We start from the raw sequence: 19,360 nt of genomic DNA, 5'->3' as shown, positions 1-19,360 counted from the left end.
TCTCCCCCCGAACAAGTGCATTATCTGGCTGTGGACAAACTCCGGCAGGAAAGCGGTCTTTCTGAGCTGTTATACTGTGCAACCCGGAAAACGGAGACCCGCCGGCAAACAAATAAAAAGATTGTGACCAACTCGTATTTCAATACGAAATGTGATGCCACCGTTTATCCTGAACCGCTGAAGAACACGGTTAATAATATACCTGCACACACCGGCGAACCGGGAACACCATCATCCCCGTCAGCAACAAGCCGGCGTGGCGGGGATACTTTACTGCCTCTGGTGGTGGCAGGAGCAGCTGTGACTCCCGTGGCAACGTCTTATGTGCAGGCCCTGAAGAGTAAAACAGTCATTGCAGCCGGCACAGCCATGGGGGTATTAGGGTTAACCGCAGGAGGAAAAGCGCTGTGGAATAGTATCAATCCACACACTGCACGGAATGCAGATAGCGTTATTCCTGACACAGAACCGTTAGTACAGAATAAAAGCGCCGAGATAGAGAATATTATTCAGGACTGCAATTGCAGGGTTAAGCGTGAACAGAATTCAAACAACATGGCATATAATAATTTTTATCTCTCAAATATGCCATGTCAAAAAGAGTTTCAGGTAATGACTGCTCAGCCCCGCAACCATGCAGCAGCCTTAAACGACATCACACGCAGTATGAATGCCATCCTTGGCCAACATAACCGGCAATACGATTCCATAGAGCTTCTTAAAAACGCACTAACCGACCAACGCGGAAAAATTCTTGTACGCAGAATTGAAAATGCGCTAAATGAAGGCATGGCCCTGATTAATAACGCTTATAAAAAATTTATTAATCCGGCAGAGAAAGATAACATTTTACGCTATCTGTCTGCTGCACTTGAAACAGATAACAAAATAGCCCTTGACGAAGCTTACGAACGGTTAAGAAGAACGGCATTTCAAACAACCATGCTGGTTAAAAATAATATCCATCAGGCTGGTTTTTTTGAACGACGGGATAAAAATATCCCTTTACCCTCCACGGGGGATAAAAGCCCCATGGTTCTTGTTAACAGAAAGAACCCCGCATTAATCAGAATCAACCTGGAAAATGCAGAAAATAATATTGCAGAACTTTTGGCGCTGCAATCATCAGCGGGGTATAACCCTGAGCTGATGGAGGCGTTCATGCGGCAAATGATCATGCTGGGGGGAAACACACAAGACGTAATTACCCTGCCTGCATGTCAAAATGAGCAGGGACTCTCTCCGGGCTCATATCAGCGGGCCCTGCTCTATTTCGCAATGAAAAATCAGCCGGTACAGGCGTTAGGCATTAAAGGCGCTGTCTATCCTGATGATAATGCAGTATGGGATATATTGAACACACATCATAATGTCACCCTGACAGACGCTATGCGTGAGGACGCTAAAAATAAGCTTCTGAACCCGCAGGATGAATATTATCGGAGAAAAACAGGTAAATGCGATCCGGCACGCCATGAGCAACAAGAGATTATTAATGCCATAACATGGGTATACACAGGTTCAGAACGTGATTTTGAGATGACAAAATTCTTCAGTGATCCTGTTTACCGGGCAGATATCATGACCGCCAATACAGACTCAGCAACGATTTACCTGCGGGATATCGGATCAGAAGACAGCCAAAACACCCATATTGAGGACTCAGATAACGCACTTTTCATTACTTTTAAGCAGAAAGCGCAGGAACTCCGTAATCGTTTCAGCGACCCCGCTAAAGTTGCAAGAAACATAGCCGGAAATAAAGTTTATGAACGAACGGGTCAAAACCTCGATCCGGACAACATTTTCCTGCACCAGTTCACACTGAGTCAAACGGTAAAAGATACCAACAGCTATACGGGCTATGCACACAACGGTAAACCATTGCATACCGAGACGCTCACACAAGCCTATATGGATAATTTTAACGTATTTCGCAAGCGTCAGTTTAGCTCGTTCATGGAAGTGTTAAATAAAGGTGCCGCTTCATCGGCCGGAAATGGATATATTCCTGACCACATGAACAATCCTGAACTGACCGCTCCGTTTTTTACCGGTCCCGATAAACTGTCGGGTTTATATCTGGCTGATGCCGGCTCCACACATTTCGGTGCTGAAAATGAAGTTAAGTATCTTCCTTCTGATCTGAAAAATGATATTTATGATGCAAATATCATGAAACAGATTGAGGAGCAGCAACAGACATTCTGGCGTGAAAACAGCGAAGAGTGGCGGGCCATGGCGAAAGGACAATTCATTGAAGAGGCTCGCTTAGCCTATGTCAATAACACCCTTTCACAACAAGCATATGAAATAGCCATAAAAGGCGGTGCCGCCAACATCATTCTTTACGACCCGGTAACCATGTCCGAGCTAAACGAATCTGCCGCCGCAGCGTCCTCAGTGAAAGTCAGTTTTTTAAATGTTCTTACTCAGTCATACTCCTGGAGTCCCACAGAACCCGGGCCTTATCAATCATTTTATAAAACCAATATCCTTTGTTTCACCGGCAAAGATGGGCGTGAGGTTCTTTATATCCCGGGGAACAGCAATGCATTTCGTGAATTTAAGGATGAGAAAGCGCTTAAAGCATGGTTTGAGCAACAAATAAAAAAGGAAGAGACCCGCAACGCATTTCTTCAGCATATTTCGCTGATGGATCGGCAAAGCGAGGCTGAAGAAGCGCTTATCGAACTGGCGGACAGCGAAATATATGATGACTGCGGGATGGGGGATCTAAAACCGACTATCATTAAAAGAAGTATTAAAACAGAATATGACACTGAAGATGCCTTCTCTGCCCTCACACTGTTAACGAAAGAACGCACAGAACAGGACACGGATATCTTAATCAGTTCAAACGGAGAAATTGCTTTAGAATCGTTCCGGCAGATATTGCAGGTGGTGAGTATGCTGGCTATGCCCATTTTGCCAATGTTCGGGCCGGTAGGTATTGCTTTAGACATGGCTTTGATCACCACACAGCTGGGTACAGGTATAGGAATCATGTACACAGCCGATACGCAGGATGAGTATAACGTTGCGCTGACAGATGTCGGTATGAGTTTACTCTTTTTAGGCTTAAACAGTATCAGCGTTATTTCCTCAACTATAAATGCGGCTCACCCCGCCACATCATTCCGTCATGCGTTATTGAAAACAGAGAGCACCACTCTGCAAAAGGAGTCAGGGGTTCTGCCGCGTATTCAATTAATAAAGGAAAAGGGTCTGAGTGGCAGAGGCGCCATTATGGCCGGAAGAAAGTGGCCGGCGTGGATTAAAAAGCCGTTTGGCGAAGACCTGAATTTTCGCTGGATTGATGACGGAATCGGAGAAACGGAAAAAAATCTGCAAAAACAGCTCTTTTCCCGGGGAGGGAGTGCCGCGAAACTTCGTGAATTTCGTCAAAACCCGTCAGGTTTTTGTTATGAGGCGATGGTTGAATCTTATAATTCACTCAAAAATCAGGGCGAACAACCAAAAGTTATTGGTTTACTCATCTATAAGACGCCCCGGGATAACGCACCGTCAAATCATTTTGCCGTGGTTTTAAAGAAAGACGCTTCTGATTTTGTTATCGACCCCATTGTCCGTCAGTTTGATCCCGCTTTACCTGAAGAGGCAACAATATTAACCCTGAGTGAATGGAAAGCATTGATGCTCAATAACGTCGGGGTCGGCAAAGATTCGGTTGTTGTTCTGAATACCTTTGATACCCCCTTACTGGCTAAACTGAATGTGGCTGAACTTCATACAGCAAAGGGTAAGTATTTCCAGAATTCATTAATCAGAAAAGATAATATAATAAAACATGGCGATAGCTTTGAAAACTCTGTTATTAAGGAAATTCGTGCCACAAAAGATACGCTGCATCATCTGGCCAGAGGTTCAGAAGAATATGCTTATGCCGGACAGGATCTGGAAAGACTTATAGCACTTAAATCACATTTCGTCATTTTTTCTCCGGATGAAATAAAAGTGACTCACCTGATCAGCTCCGGTTTTAAAAAACAGATTTTAAAATATTCCGTTTCCGCAGCAGACATACCCGCATTACGCTCAACAGGAGATGCCAGAGGAATAACCTCAACGTTTTCAGGAAAGCATTATATCAAAATAAAAAAAAATGCCTGGATTCATATTGAACCATCAGAAGACGCATCTTTCCGGATAATCTTCCGGGGACAAAAAAAACTATTGATGACTTTTGATGAAATAAAGAAAAAATGGCATTTTCCTGACCTTATCACTAATGCTAAAAACCGTGATACCGTTCATTCCATTGCGGTCAAACCCGGCCGGGACACCCCCGGGCAGCGCAGTTCTTCAGCAAATAAAAACGCGTTACCGGGTACATCCGGGACCAGGGTCGCACAACCGCATATTAATCCCTATATTGCTGATGAGAGTCATCAGGGGGTTTTGATGATTAATCATCATGATCTCCCTGAAAATACCCATCTGGCACAAATAGCTATGTTAGGCAGCCACGATGCGGGGACGTATGCCTTTAATGGTTTTAATAGTGTGGGGGCAATATTTCCTTTTGCCTTTAAGACACAACAGATAAATTTGAAGGCCCAGGCTATGGCCGGTGTCAAATATTTTGATATTCGTATCGCTGAGAGAGCCGATGGTTCATTTGGCTTTTTTCACGGCTCCAGCGTGACGGGGGGCAATGCCGTTGCTGATGTCCGGGACTTACTCCGTTATGCAAAAGAGGACAGCAAAAATTTTTATATACTCAAATTTGTATTCAAAAAAGATCGGATAAAAAAAGGTACCGTAACAACCCCTTCCGATAAATTTTTACAACAGACGCTGGAAGGATATCATGAAAATATGATCACCCGGAAAGATACGCCAGCCCTTTCTATGGCAAAAGTGACATTATTAAATAAACATAAAAATCTGGCGGTGATGGTTCATAAGTATCAGGGCCGTGAGCCACACTGGCAATATAAACAACAGGTGCATACCAGGTGGGCTAACCATGCCGATGCACACAAAACTGCAGATTTTATTTTAGCATTTCATGGTACACCCGCACCTGAAGATAAATTAACGATTATTCAGACCAACATGCCCTATGCTTCAGTTGAGAATACAGAGATCACGTTAAGTGTGAAAAAATATCTTAATAAAAATGCTGACATCATTGCCACCGCTGTAGATAAAATACCGGGCACAGGGATTATCAGCGGAGATTATATAGGTATGCCTGTCGGTGCATCAGAGAGATTCAAAACTAAAATTAATGCTGATAATCATAAGCTTCTCACGCCTGCCCGGCGCTGAAATATACACTGTGAGAGTTTGCTGTAAACATTGCGTTAATAATGAACACTGAACCAAACTCCGCTGAATCTCAGGAAGCTGATTTTTATAACGGATAAAACTGATTTTTGATTGTCCGGTTGCCTGAACGGAATAAGTTCCTTAACATCTGAGCAAATTAATCAGGATTTATGGCTTTCCGGAGAAATCGTGAAAAAACACACAGTAACCTGCTCAGTTTTGCCTTTGGCGCTGTTTTCCGCTGTTTTCGCTCTGCCGTCTTATGCCGCAGAGCCTGACTGTCAGCCAATGTCTGAACAGACCCGGCTTAATCATATGAGAATGACAGGAATGCCTTACCTGAACGGGCCGGTGAAATCAGTCACCATGACGACCGTCAAACCACCGCAGGACAGCCCGCAGATATTTTCAGCCAGCCATATGACGCTGACCCCCTGCGGACAGATCAGCCGTTATTCTTTCACACGGAAAAGTGAGGAATACGGCATGATTTTCGATCTGAGCGTCACCGGCTCGGAAAACGATAATGCCATCAATATGGAATACCGTTTTTCCGCCGATTACGCCGGAAAGAAAAAAACGCGCCCGACCATCACCCGTATTTCAATGATCAAAGATGAGCAGCAGGTTATTACCGCTTACCGGACTGAAAATTTTATTGAAGGTAACAGTACCATACTGGCTGAAAATGGCACAACGGCGTACCGGGAAGGCAATATCAGCAGTGTACTGATAAACAGTGAGGTTCTTGCGAAAACTTACAGTATGAACTTTGATTATGATAAACATGGCCGGCTGGCCCGCATTTACACCACACCACTCCCGCTCTCCGACTACACATTTACTTATAACGAACAGGGCGGATTACTCATCGGATCAGAAAAAACACAATCATCCGGAATCATAACAGGTAATGATGTCCAGTGTGCGCAATGGGATGCTTATCAGAACTGCATAACCGGGTTGTGGCGCAGACACAGTAATACAGGGCTTACCGGAGATGCCGTTTACCATACCACTTATGAATATTACGGCGAAAAATAGCCGCGGATGACATGAATGGTATTACCCGGTTTTATCGGGTAATACCTGTTCTTTACTTCGCTGCTGCCGACGATGACAATATGCCAGAATAACCAATATCAGGTAAATGGCCGGTTCCGGTGTATCTGTCTTCGCAGCCAGAATATAGTGCGTAATCACAATGAACAGCAGCGGATACAGCAGATTATGGATCCGCTTCCACCACCGGCCTGATAAACTGCGTATCCGGTCAGACGATGTCACCGCCATCAGGCACAAAATTAACCAACCTGCCGCACCGAGATTAAGATAAAACCGGGACACTATCTCACTGAAAAAGAGCGCCGTATTTTCTGCACCTATTTCAAGAAAAAAATAACTGGCCAGATGCAGCGTTGCCCAGAAAAAACACCATAATCCGAGTAATTTCCTCACCTGATACAAACTGTTCAGCTTAAAATAAAAAGCGATCACCGGTATCACTGCGATAATAATCACTAAACGAAGTGCCGTAATACCGGTGAAATGCTGAATATCTTTTGCGGGATCTGCGCCCAGCATCCCGTAATTAACAGCATAAATAAGCCATATCAGCGGCAATATGGCTGTCAGATGAAAAAAGAGATTAACAAACGGGTAGCGGAATAATTTCATCATCAGAAATATCTCCGCAGATCCATCCCTTTATATAATTCTGCCACGTCTTCTGCATAACCGTTAAACAGTAATGTCGGCTGCCGCGTTGTCCGGCCTAATCCTCCGGAGCCGATAAACCGTTCTGTGGCCTGTGACCAGCGCGGATGATCAACCTGCGGGTTTACATTGGCATAAAAACCATATTCACGGGGTGCTGAAAGATTCCATGTGGTCGGCGGCTCAGATTCTGTCAGACGAATTTTAACAATGGATTTTATGCCTTTAAAACCGTATTTCCACGGAACCACCAGCCGGACAGGCGCACCATTTTGTTTCGGCAGTTCCTTGCCGTAAACACCTGTCGCCATCAGTGTCAGCGGGTGAAGCGCTTCATCCAGGCGTAATCCTTCAATATACGGATACTGAAGCCCGCCTCCGGTAAAACGGCTCTTTTGACCCGGCATTTGTTCCGGGGCGTACACCGTTTCAAAAGCGACATATTTCGCTTTGCTGTTCGGTTCCGCTGATAATAATAAATCTCTCAGAGGAAAACCGACCCACGGAATAACCATTGACCATGCTTCCACACAGCGCATTCGGTAAATACGCTCTTCGGCCTGAAATTTATGGCGGATCTCATCGGCATTTAATACCAGAGGCCGGTTAACCTCCCCTTCAATCGTCAGTGTCCATTCATCCGTTTTCAGGGTATGTGCATTTTCAGCCGGGTCCGATTTATTCAGGCCGAATTCATAAAAATTATTGTAACCGGTCACCTTATCCTCCGGCGTTAATGCCAGAGCGGACTGATATTTTTCAGGTTTTGTATAACTGAGGTCTTTTAAGATTGTCTCCGGAACGCCGGGCTTATCATCGCCGGAAAACCACGAAAACAGACCGGCGCTGGCTGACGAGCTGACCATTAATCCGGCCGTACCGGCACCTAATAATTTAAGCAGATTCCTGCGTTTCATCATAAAAACAGATTCCGGCGTAATCTCAGACGATCGTATTATTTTTTTCATGATGAGTCCCTGTATTCAACAATCACGGTAATAACATTCCGGCACTGTTATACCGCATAATCTGAATTTTAAGCTGACAGGACGATGACAAATTTGTCATGAAGGGGGCGGAATATCCGGAAAAATTAAGGTTACCCTGTTATATGAGCCGGTACGTTCAAATCTGACCTCACCTGAATGCAATTCTGTTATTGCCTGAACAATCGATAAACCCAACCCGCTTCCTTCTGACGTTCTCGCATTATCCCCGCGCCAGAAACGGGTAAAGACCTGTTCACTGTTTGCCACAACATCACCTTTATTCATCACTGAAATGACGGTGCTGCCATGATTATTTTCTGCACAGGCAATAACCTCCGTATTTTCATATGAATATTTAACCGCGTTTGACACAACATTGACCATAATCTGCATCAGCAATACTCTGTCTGCTGACACCATCACATCCGGTATTTTATTCACTAACCGGATATTTCTCTCGTCGGCATAAAATGCCAGTAATTCATAAATATCCTCAACCAGCTCAGAAACAACGATGGTCTCCCGCTTAAGATTAATATTTTTATTCTCTGCCCTGGCGATAAACAGAATGTTTTGTATTATTTTTGCCAGTTTATCCAGTTCTTCTGTATTACTGGCGATAATCGCTTCATATTCATCCGCAGTACGCGTTTTTTGTAATGTGATTTCATTCTGAATTTTAATGGCATTAATGGGTGTTCTTAATTCATGCGCTAAATCATCTGCAAGTTGTGTCAGCCGGACAAAATCGTTTTTCAGCCGTGAGCGCATGATATTCAGCGAATCGCCCAGGCTTTTCAGTTCATCCGGTAACCGGCTGATATCCACCGTCTGTCCCAGAGCGTGCAGATCTGTTTTCGCGGTGATCCGGCTGAGACGGGCAATATCCTGCAATCCCCGGCGGATAAGCCACATACTGAAGACGACCATCAGGAGAATAGCAATAACGGAAACAATCAGACTTTGCTGTAAATATCCGCGTAAAACACTGCTGCGATCAACCGAACGCTTTGCCAGCGTGACATATAAATTCCCTTCGGGAGCCTGAATCTCAAAATTAACCACGGAAACCGGCATGTTATCATCCGTATTCTGGTATGAGATTGAAGGCGTTTCCTGATTATCCGGATAATTAAGTTTGTCCCGGGTATTCAGGGTTATCTCCGGGTTGGTATCCACAATAACGTGATTATCAGCATCAGCTATCTTAATAACGTCCTGCCGCATATCCATCATCCGCCGGAAATAAACAGGTAACGATTTAATATCAATACCGCTGACAATCAGTTTAGCCAGTTGATCGGCACGGTTAATCAGAATGTCATCATCTTTTGAAGCAAGTTCATTTTTCAGCGAATGATAAAGGATCAGTGTGACAAAACCCGCGTTTGCCACCATCAGCAACATAAATAGTGAGACAATTTTAAATCTCAGTGAGTGTATTTTCATCATTCCGATCCGTTCAGGCGGTATCCCGTTCCCCGGACAGTTTCAATTAATTTATGATCATGCCCGTCATCTATTTTTTTTCTGAGCCGCCGGACAGCCACATCGACAATATTGGTATCACTTTCAAAATTCATGCCCCATACCTCACCGGCAATCAGTGTTCTGGGCAGGATCTCTCCGGAATGCAGCGCAAAAAAAAGTAACAGTGAATATTCCTGACGTGTCAGCGATATTTTCACGCCTCCCCGCTGTACATCATGACGGGTCAGATCAATGCTGAGATCGGCGATATTAATCACTTTGGAAGCGGGCTGAGACGTACGCAGCTGATTACGGACTCTTGCCAGTAATTCGGAGAATGAAAACGGTTTAACCAGATAATCATTCGCGCCCAGTTCCAGTCCTTTTACCCGGTCAGCAACCGCATCCCGGGCTGTCAGACAAATAACCGGTACCATTTTGGCGGTTCTCAATATTCTCAGCACTTCCCAGCCATCCATACCGGGCAACATAATATCAAGAATAACCAGCCGGTAATTGTTCTCCAGAGCAAGATATAATCCGTCTCTGCCATCTGCCGTGATATCAACAATAAATCCGGCTTCCTCTAATCCCTTTTTAACCCAGCTGCCGGTCTTTTCATGATCTTCAATTAGTAATATTTTCATTTTTATAATCCGGAATTTTACCTGATTCATCCTGTATCAGTGTATTTTAATTCCGGACATAAAAAAACAGCAGACAACTCCGGGTTGTCTGCTGTTTTTCTGTGACGCAATGATCAGGCAAACTTAATCATCACCATACCCAGCAGAAGCAGAATAATCCCGCTCCAGCCTTTGTAATTGAGGCGCTGGTTAAACAGTATCCAGCCTGCGGCAACCGTTGCCACGATACCGAATGCTCCCCACAATGCATATGCAACAGAAAGCTCAATACCGCGGACCGCCAGTGCCAGACAGCTGAACGCCCCCAATACCGCCAGCAGCGATAAAATACCCAGCCACAGACGTTTAAAGCCGTTTGACATTTTCAGCAGGATATTCGCCAGAATCTCCAGTACCACGGCCAGCAGTAAAAATGCACCGTGCCACCATTCAAATGTCGATAACATATTACGCCCCTTTCAGCATCTCATTCAGTGGCGCACGAACCGGTTTGTCAGCAGGCTGCTTTTTCTGCACTTTTTTGGTGCCGTATTTAATCAGGGTGATACCCGCGATTAACAGTGCCAGACCGCCCAGTTTCAGCGGTGACAGAGATTCATGGAACCACATCACACTGAACGTGGTGATGATCAGGATCCCGATCCCTTCCCACAGCGCATAAGCCACCCCGAGGGCCACTTTTTTCACTGCCATGGATAATAAAATATAAGAAGAGGCAATCATGATATACATCACAATCATCCCCGCACTGCCGCCGGAGACACTCGCGTATTTCATCGACAATGTACCGATCACCTCGGTAATAATGGCTAAGCCTAAAAACATCCAGTAAATCATAGTTATTTCTCCTGATGGACAACGCATACAGGTTTACACCGCAGAACAGAAAGTTTGCGTGACCGGGTGCGTTTATCGCGAAACGAAAACGTTAAATGTAACGATGTGACCAAAAACGCAGGCGTGCTTGATTCGTCAGACGAAAAGAGAAATAGCTATAACTCGCCGTACCAGTAGTGTTCGCTTGATACGATAGCGGAAAGGAAAAGTACATGGGTAGAACGTCGGATTTTAATCCTGCTACTACTGTCGCTTTGCATGATGTCTTATTCTTTTGTCTGTCCCCGGACAGGGTGACAACAATGAAAGAATCCTCCGGTTATTAATATTCATATTATTTTTAGCACAAGTAACATCGTTCAGCAATGGTGCGATGAATTATTTTTTAGCAAATAATTTTATTTTTTAGACAGTTATAAAAAATGACCACCTTCTTATTCAGAAGATGGTCATAATTACGCAAATATTGAACCGGTTAACTACCCTTACTGATACCGCAGGTGGATAATTATTCCACTTCGTTCCAGGCATGACCGTCACGGGCCATCATGGCGATAGAGGCTATCGGCCCCCAGCTGCCTGCCTGATACGGTTTCGGCGGTTCATTATCCATTGCCCAGGCGTGCATAATAGAATCCACCCATTTCCAGGCTTCCTCCACTTCATCACGGCGGACAAACAGTGCCTGAATACCGCGCATGGCTTCCAGCAGCAGACGTTCATAGGCATCCGCAATATGTGTCTGGTTAAAGGTTTCCGAGAAACTCAAATCCAGCTTGGTGGTTTGCAGACGGTGTTTATGATCCAGCCCCGGTGCTTTGTTCAGCACTTCAATATCAATACCTTCGTCCGGCTGCAGACGGATAGTCAGTTTATTCGGCGGCAAATGCTGATAGGTTTCGTTGAAGATATTCAGGGACGGCTGTTTGAAATAGACCACCACTTCCGAACATTTCGACGGCATCCGCTTCCCGGTACGCAGATAGAACGGCACACCGGACCAGCGCCAGTCATCGATATCCGCACGGATAGCGACAAAGGTTTCGGTCTGACTGACAGTATTTGCGCCCTCTTCATCCAGATAACCCGGTACTTTTTCGCCGTGAACAAACCCGGCGGTATACTGCCCGCGCACGGTTTTTTCCCGGACATTCGTGATATCAATGGTCCGCAGTGAACGCAGCACCTTCACTTTCTCATCACGGATTCGGTCACTGGTCAGGTCATCCGGCGGTGACATGGCAATCATCGTCAGGATTTGCAGCAGATGGCTCTGCACCATATCCCGCATCTGCCCGGCTTTATCGAAATAACCCCAGCGCCCTTCAATCCCCACTTCTTCCGCCACTGTGATCTGGACGTGGTCGATAGTGCGGTTATCCCAGTTATTCACAAACAGAGAGTTGGCAAAACGCAGCGCCAGCAGGTTCAGTACGGTTTCTTTGCCGAGATAATGGTCGATGCGGTAAATCTGACTCTCTTTAAAGTATTTAGCCACCTCGGTATTGATCGCCTGTGATGAGGCCAGATCATTACCCAGTGGTTTTTCCATCACCACACGGCTCGGCTCTTTATTCAGGTGCGCTTCGCCCAGCCCTTTGCACATGGCGCTGAAGGTGCCCGGCGGCATGGCGAAATAGTAAACAGCGGTATTTTTGTTTTCCGCAATAATAGTGGCGAGACTTTTGAAATGCGATGTCTCATTCACATCAAGATTACAAAACAGCAGACGGGCACTGAATCGTTCCCAGAGCACCGGATCCAGTTGCTCGTTAAGAAACGTATTGAACGCATCCTCCACAAATTTCTGATACTCCTCACGGGACCAGTCCGCACGGCCTGCCCCGATAATCCGCGTTTCCGGATGAATATTACCGGCTTTTTCCAGCTGATATAAAGACGGGAGTAACTTGCGGCGTGCGAGGTCGCCTTTGGTACCGAAAATGACTAAATCACAGGCGGGAACCGTTGCTGTCAGCGCCATAGAAAACCTCTCCTCGTGGCTGTGGATTGTAATTTTGTTACAGAGATAACGAATAATGTACTCGTTTGCGCCCGGCCAGTAAACATAAATGCGGGTTACCGCACATTCTGACAGGTCTCTGTCGCCGGTCTTTTTGTGTGCTGTTTTGTAATTTAATTACTTTTTTGATGCAAACTTACTAAAATGAAAATCAGACACAGTTCAAACTTTCAAAAAAAAGCCGGATCGGGCGGGATTTCCCCTCTCCTTTGCCCGGGCTTACGTAGTATATTTTCAAAAAATACGGGTGGCCGGTGTGTCACACAGATCAATATAGAAGGCACAGTGGCATGAATATTTTAGACCGTCTCCGTAACAGTCTGGATTACCTGAGTAAATCGGAAAAAAAAGTTGCAGAGACGATCCTCGGCGCCCCGCAGATAGCCATTCATTCCAGTATCGCCACACTCGCCAAAATGGCGGATGTCAGCGAGCCGACCGTTAACCGGTTCTGCCGCCGTCTGGACACCAAAGGTTTTCCTGATTTCAAACTGCTGCTGGCACAAAGCCTGGCAAACGGCACCCCATATGTGAGCCGCAATGTGGATGAAAATGATTCCGTCGAGGCCTACACCGGCAAAATCTTTGAATCTGCCATGGCCGGCCTGGACGCGGTCAGAAGTACCCTCGATATGCTGACCATCAACCGCGCCGTGGATTGCCTGACACAAGCCCGGAAGATCGCCTTTTTCGGTCTGGGGGCTTCTGCAGCGGTCGCCCATGATGCAATGAATAAATTCTTCCGGTTCAATATCCCGGTGATTTATTCCGACGATGTCGTAATGCAGCGCATGAGTTGTATTAACAGCAGCGAAGGTGATGTGGTGGTTTTAATTTCCCACACCGGACGGACAAAGAACCTGGTTGAAATCGCCCGTATCGCCCGTGAAAATGACGCCACCGTGCTCGCCATCACCTCCGAAAACTCCCCGCTTGCGGCGGAAGCCACTCTCACCCTCATTCTTAATGTGCCGGAAGACACCGATATTTATATGCCGATGATCTCCCGCCTCGCCCAGCTGACCATTATTGATGTCCTCGCCACCGGTTTTACCCTGCGCCGCGGCCCCAAATTCCGCGATAATCTGCGCCGGGTCAAAGAAGCGCTCAAAGATTCCCGAATCGATAAACTCCGTTGATTTTTAACCATTTGTGTCAATTTGACACATTTCCTGCTGCCGGGTGTAATGATCATCACGAATTAGTCATATAACGGATGGTAGGATAACGTCTGACTCACTGTTTTGCGTTTGCTGACTCGATTTTTATTTTAAATACGCGATAATCAGACAGGAGTGAATCGATTTTACACTGTCCCGGCGGAAGCGATTTTCCGGCGGGGAGTTTTTTATCAACACCATTTCACCTTATTCAGGTCAACGGAGTAATTTATGTCAATACGCCTCAGAAGAACGAAAATCGTAACGACCCTGGGCCCCGCCACCGATCGCGATAACAACCTTGAAAAAATCATCCGTGCCGGTGCTAATGTGGTTCGTATGAACTTTTCTCACGGCAGCCCGGACGATCACGTTGAACGTGCGAATAAAGTCCGTGAAATCGCTGCCCGCCTCGGCGTGCAGGTGGCTATTCTGGGTGATCTCCAAGGGCCGAAAATCCGTGTCTCCACCTTTAAAGACAATAAAGTTCTGCTGAATGTCGGCGATAAATTTATTCTGGATGCAGAGCTGGGCAAAGGCGAAGGCACCAATGAGCACGTCGGGATCGACTATAAAAAGCTGCCGGAAGATGTGGTGACGGATGACATTCTGTTACTCGATGATGGCCGTGTGCAGCTGAAAGTGCTGGATGTCAAAGGCACTAAAATCATGACCGAAGTGACTGTCGGTGGTTTGCTGTCTAATAATAAGGGTATCAACAAACTCGGTGGCGGGTTATCTGCCGATGCACTGACAGAAAAAGATAAAGAAGATATCAAAACCGCAGCCCGTATTAATGTTGATTACCTTGCGGTCTCCTTCCCGCGCAGCGCGGAAGATCTTCACTATGCCCGCCGCCTCGCCCGTGACGCCGGTTGTGAGGCAATGATTGTCTCCAAAGTCGAACGTGCCGAAGCAGTCGCCACTGATCAGGTGATGGATGAAATCATTCTCGCATCCGATGTGGTGATGGTTGCACGTGGTGATCTCGGTGTGGAAATCGGCGATCCGGAGCTGGTCGGCGTCCAGAAAAAGCTGATTCGTCGCAGCCGTCAACTGAATCGTGTCGTGATCACAGCGACCCAGATGATGGAATCCATGATCACTAACCCGATGCCAACCCGTGCTGAAGTGATGGACGTGGCAAACGCCGTGCTTGATGGCACCGATGCCGTGATGCTCTCTGCGGAAACCGCAGCCGGTCAGTACCCTGCTGAAACCGTGGAAGCGATGGCGCGGGTTTGCCTGGGTGCGGAGAAAATGCCGAATGTGAATATCTCCAAACACCGTCTGGACATGACCTTCGACAACCCGGAAGAAGCAATTGCGATGTCCACCATGTACGCCGCCAACCACCTCAACGGCGTGAAAGCGATTATTGCTATGACTGAATCCGGCCGTACCGCGCGTATGATGTCCCGCATCAGCTCCGGCCTGCCGATTTTCGCCATGTCCCGCCATGAAAAAACCCTGAACCAGTGCTCACTGTACCGTGGTGTCACCCCGGTATTCTGCAGCACCCACACCGATGGCCTGGCTGCAGTCACTGAAGCTATCAGCCGCCTGAAAGAAAAAGGCTATCTCTGCACTGGTGACCTGGTGATGGTCACCCAGGGCGACCAGATGGGTCTGGTCGGCAGCACCAATACCAGTCGTATTCTTGAAGTGAAATAATTTGCTTCAGATAAAACTGAAACCGCCTGTCTGATGATGGGCGGTTTTTGTTTTAATGCCCCGTCTCAGGGCAATTCTTTGTGCTTATAAATATTATACGGTTCTTCTTCGCCGTCTTTGCGGGTTTTCAGCAGTTTCAGAATCCAGGTGTATTGTTCGATATTCGGGCGCACCAGCGCTTCTACTTCTTCGTTCATACGGCGGGCGATATACGGGTCATCTTTGCCGTCAATATCATCCATCGGCGGGCGGACGTGGATATGGAACTGGTGATTTTTGTGATCGTACACCGGAAACAGCGGGACAATCGCCGCTTTGCAAACTTTCATCAGCCGCCCGATAGCAGGCAGTGTGGCCTTATAGGTGCCGAAGAACGGCACAAATTCACTGTGCTCTTCACCGTGATCCTGATCCGGCAGATAGTAGCCGCTGTAACCATTACGCACACTGGCAATAAACGGTTTGATACCGGCCTCGCGGGAGTGCAGGCGGCCACCAAAGTGGACGCGGGCTTTATTCCACAGGTAATCCGCCACCGGATTTTTCTGATGGTGGAACATCCCCGCCACTTTGTTGCCCTGCGCGGCAAACAGCATCGCCGGTAAATCAATCGCCCAGCCGTGCGGCACCATAAAGATGATATTGCGCCCTTCTGCCTGTAATGCGTCAATAATGTCCTGCCCGTGAACCTGCGTGCGGGAAATCACCCGCTGCGGGTTGCGCAGACACAATTCCGCCAGCATCACAAAGGCATGCGGTGCGCTGGCAAACATCTCATCCGTGATCCTTTCCCGCTCCGCTTTCGGCATATCCGGGAAACAGTAATACAGATTGATCAGTGCCCGGCGGCGTCCGCCTTTGGCAAAACGTCCGGCAATCCGGCCTATACCGGCCAGCATCGGATCACGTAATTTGACCGGCAGGTAGCTCAGACCCGCCAGTGCGCCTGCCGCGACCCACATACCCCAGTACTTCGGGTGCAGGTAGTGGCGGTGAAATGTCGGGATATAGCCCGCTTTGCTGTCTGTATCGTTTTCTTTATACACAGAGGGATACCCGTATTAAATTAAGCTTATTTATCATGATATTATAAATACCGTGATCTATTATTATTGATTATCTGAACTCAGAAGTACATTAAAATTCTGCATTCTGAAAATGCGCCGGACGGGCTTTTTCATACCCGTCCGGCGAAATGAGAGGATTAATCAAGTGTCAGCTGAGGACGATATTGTTTGACCAGCGCCAGGTAACCGGTACGATCTTTGCCGGTCAGCCCGCCGGAACTCGGCAGTTTTGCTGTCAGCGGGTTCACCGCCTGTTGCCCGTTCCAGACTTCAAAGTGCAGATGCGGCCCGGTAGAGCGCCCGGTATTACCGGATAACCCGACTTTATCACCGCGTTTGACTTTCTGGCCCGGTTTGACCAGCAATTTGCGCATGTGCATATAACGGGTGGTGAACTGACGACCGTGACGGATAGCCACGAAATTCCCCGCCGCGCCACTGAATTTAGCCACAACCACTTCCCCGTCACCGACTGCCAGCACCGGTGTGCCGACCGGCATAGCGAAATCGACCCCTTTATGCGGGGCAACACGCCCGGTGACCGGGTTTACACGGCGCGGGTTAAAGTGTGAGGAAACACGGAATTGTCTGGTAGTCGGGAAACGCAGGAAACCGCGCTCCAGCCCGTCACCTTTGGCATCATAAAAACGGCCGTCTTCGGCACGGAATGCATAATAGTCACGCCCGTTAGTATGCAGACGCACCGCCAGCATCTGGCTCTGTTCCTGTTTACCGTCCAGCATTTCACGGGAGGTCAGTACAGTGAAGCGATCGCCGTTTTTCACCTTACGGACATCCACCTGCCACTGTAACGCTTTGGAAATATCACGCACTTCGCTGCGGGTCAGTCCCGCTTTTGATGCACTGGCATTCAGGCTGCCGCTGACTTTACCGGTCAGGCGTTTTGTCTGCCATTCCCCTTCGCGCATCTCTTTGGTTTCTTTGAATCCGTTGCCGCTGCGGGCATAGGTGCGGGTTTCACGGCGGTTAACCGCCCAGCTCAGAGATTTCAGTTCGCCGTCGTCATTCAGTTCCCAGGAAAGGGTCTGGCCGATTTGCAGATTACGCAATTCTTTGAACTGGTTAGATAATAAGGCCACATCAGAAGAATCTATCCCGTACTGTGTCAGGATAGCAGACAGGCTGTCACCGCTGGCAACAGTGTATTCACGTGAGGTCGGGATAACGGTATCAGTCGGGGAGGCATCATCGAGATCATCAGATTCTTTGGCGAGACCTTCATCCGGCAGCTGATCGCTGCTGTCAGTGATAATATCGTCGGTATCCGTGTCCGTGCCGGTTCCCGCCTGTATGGCAAAAGTGTCCGCAGGCGGTGCAAAATCAGTTTCAGTATATTGTTCGTTATCAGCATTCCGCTCATGATATACAGCAAACGGGTGCCAGACAGCGACACCCAGTGTTGCGGCAGTTAACATTCCCAGCATCATACGATGCGCTTTGGGTAACTGGTTGTATACCAGAACGGCGGATTTTGCCAGTTGCTGCAATTGCACGCGTTCTGTTCCTTATTTATTGCTCCAGGCAGGATGCGTACTGTGCTGATAACCGTGACAGGAAGTTGGTATAACCGTCCCGATCCACTGCAATTCCGCTGCCCAGCGGGTCAAGGACGCCCATCTTCGCGTTCGTCCCTTTGGCCACCGCTTTAATGACTGCCGGCCTGAACTGCGGCTCAGCAAACACACACAAGGCGTTTTGCTCAGCCAGCTTTAATTTGATGTTATTGAGTGTCTGCGCACCCGGCTGAATTTCAGGGTTGACCGTAAAATGCCCGGAAGGCGAAAGATCAAAGCGTTTTTCAAAATAACCATAGGCGTCATGAAAAACAAAATAACCGTGTGTTTTCACCGGTGCCAGCTGCTGAGCAATATTCTTCTCAGTTTCAGTAAGTTGTCCATTGAATTTACGCAGGTTTACGTCCAGCACAGATTTTTTATCCGGATAACTCACCAAAAGTTTATTATACACTGCCTGAGCGGTCTGCCGGGCAATATCCGGCGACATCCACAAGTGCATATTGTACTCACCGTGATGATGATGATGATCGTCCTCATCATGATCATCATCATCATCATGATCATCATCTTCATCGTTTTTCAGCAGAAAAGGTCTGACAGACTCAAGTTCGCTGATAACGATCTGTTTTTGCTCCGGAACAGCCGAAAGCGGCTTTTGCAGGAAGGTTTCCAGCTCCGGCCCGACCCAGACAACCAAATCCGCTGAACGGATTTTTTTCAGATCAGACGGTTTGAGTGCATAATCATGCGGTGAAGCACCATCCGGCAGTAAAATCTGTGTGTCCGTGACGCCATCTGCAACCGCAGCAGCGATTAACCCGACAGGACGTACTGATGTTAACACATCTGCGCTGGCGGTTTGTGCGGTCAGACCCAAAAATGTGGCAATAAACGCTGTTTTTATTCCGTGCCGTGACTGGTGCTGCATAATGGAAACTCCG

At 47.3% G+C, this 19,360-nt stretch carries 14 protein-coding genes; 4 read left to right on the top strand and 10 right to left on the bottom strand.

Features of this window, described 5'->3' with window-relative positions:
* The first annotated feature begins 30 nt into the window (after positions 1-30).
* Both N7387_RS12855 and N7387_RS12850 read left to right on the top strand, forming a co-directional pair.
* Positions 31-5,298, top strand: coding sequence for a DUF6543 domain-containing protein (locus N7387_RS12855; protein WP_279799432.1), 5,268 nt, complete (start codon positions 31-33; stop codon positions 5,296-5,298).
* A gap of 189 nt (positions 5,299-5,487) precedes the next feature.
* Positions 5,488-6,342 (top strand): hypothetical protein, encoded by an 855-nt coding sequence (locus tag N7387_RS12850; protein ID WP_279799431.1) that lies wholly within the window; start codon positions 5,488-5,490, stop codon positions 6,340-6,342.
* A gap of 21 nt (positions 6,343-6,363) precedes the next feature.
* Here N7387_RS12850 and N7387_RS12845 read toward each other — a convergent pair whose 3' ends face one another.
* The 7 genes from N7387_RS12845 to zwf form a co-directional block, all read right to left on the bottom strand.
* A complete protein-coding gene (locus N7387_RS12845; protein ID WP_279799429.1) occupies positions 6,364-6,978 on the bottom strand; it encodes a sulfoxide reductase heme-binding subunit YedZ in 615 nt (204 codons plus the stop codon).
* Positions 6,978-7,982: a protein-methionine-sulfoxide reductase catalytic subunit MsrP gene (gene msrP, locus N7387_RS12840; RefSeq protein ID WP_279799426.1), complete on the bottom strand. Its 1,005-nt coding sequence runs from the start codon at positions 7,980-7,982 to the stop codon at positions 6,978-6,980. Before msrP ends, N7387_RS12845 begins: the two co-directional genes overlap by 1 nt.
* Positions 7,983-8,078: 96 nt before the next feature.
* Positions 8,079-9,455: an ATP-binding protein gene (locus N7387_RS12835; protein WP_279799424.1), complete on the bottom strand. Its 1,377-nt coding sequence runs from the start codon at positions 9,453-9,455 to the stop codon at positions 8,079-8,081.
* Positions 9,452-10,120: a heavy metal response regulator transcription factor gene (locus N7387_RS12830; RefSeq protein ID WP_279799423.1), complete on the bottom strand. Its 669-nt coding sequence runs from the start codon at positions 10,118-10,120 to the stop codon at positions 9,452-9,454. The genes N7387_RS12835 and N7387_RS12830 overlap by 4 nt, the downstream gene beginning before the upstream one ends.
* A 113-nt stretch (positions 10,121-10,233) precedes the next feature.
* Positions 10,234-10,566 (bottom strand): multidrug/spermidine efflux SMR transporter subunit MdtI, encoded by a 333-nt coding sequence (gene mdtI / locus N7387_RS12825; protein ID WP_004237484.1) that lies wholly within the window; start codon positions 10,564-10,566, stop codon positions 10,234-10,236.
* Between the two features lies 1 nt (position 10,567).
* The gene (gene mdtJ, locus N7387_RS12820) at positions 10,568-10,957 is read right to left on the bottom strand and encodes a multidrug/spermidine efflux SMR transporter subunit MdtJ (protein ID WP_045138142.1); all 390 of its coding nucleotides are present in this window, start codon (positions 10,955-10,957) and stop codon (positions 10,568-10,570) included.
* A gap of 508 nt (positions 10,958-11,465) precedes the next feature.
* Positions 11,466-12,941, bottom strand: a complete 1,476-nt coding sequence (gene zwf / locus N7387_RS12815; protein ID WP_279799417.1) for a glucose-6-phosphate dehydrogenase — start codon at positions 12,939-12,941, stop codon at positions 11,466-11,468.
* Positions 12,942-13,270: 329 nt separating this feature from the next.
* Here zwf and N7387_RS12810 point away from each other — a divergent pair, with 329 nt between their 5' ends.
* Positions 13,271-14,119, top strand: a complete 849-nt coding sequence (locus N7387_RS12810; RefSeq protein WP_025154199.1) for a MurR/RpiR family transcriptional regulator — start codon at positions 13,271-13,273, stop codon at positions 14,117-14,119.
* A gap of 252 nt (positions 14,120-14,371) precedes the next feature.
* Complete coding sequence (pyk, locus tag N7387_RS12805; protein WP_025154198.1) at positions 14,372-15,814, top strand: pyruvate kinase; 1,443 nt, start codon at positions 14,372-14,374, stop codon at positions 15,812-15,814.
* A 65-nt stretch (positions 15,815-15,879) separates the two neighbouring features.
* On the opposite strand, the gene lpxM is transcribed toward pyk, so the two are convergent.
* From lpxM to znuA, 3 genes are all read right to left on the bottom strand, one after another.
* Positions 15,880-16,860 carry a lauroyl-Kdo(2)-lipid IV(A) myristoyltransferase gene (gene lpxM, locus N7387_RS12800; RefSeq protein ID WP_262882926.1) on the bottom strand — a complete coding sequence of 327 codons (981 nt, stop codon included), beginning with the start codon at positions 16,858-16,860 and terminating at the stop codon, positions 15,880-15,882.
* A 158-nt stretch (positions 16,861-17,018) separates the two neighbouring features.
* Positions 17,019-18,389: a murein DD-endopeptidase MepM gene (gene mepM / locus N7387_RS12795; RefSeq protein ID WP_262859955.1), complete on the bottom strand. Its 1,371-nt coding sequence runs from the start codon at positions 18,387-18,389 to the stop codon at positions 17,019-17,021.
* A 22-nt stretch (positions 18,390-18,411) separates the two neighbouring features.
* On the bottom strand, positions 18,412-19,347 hold the full coding sequence (znuA, locus tag N7387_RS12790) for a zinc ABC transporter substrate-binding protein ZnuA (protein WP_279799412.1): 936 nt from the start codon (positions 19,345-19,347) through the stop codon (positions 18,412-18,414).
* Positions 19,348-19,360: the final 13 nt, after the last annotated feature.

This window comes from Morganella sp. GD04133, from assembly GCF_029835375.1.
Taxonomy (GTDB): domain Bacteria; phylum Pseudomonadota; class Gammaproteobacteria; order Enterobacterales; family Enterobacteriaceae; genus Morganella; species Morganella morganii_B.
Note: the sequence above shows the minus strand (reverse complement) of the source record. Positions and strands in the feature narration are given on the sequence as shown.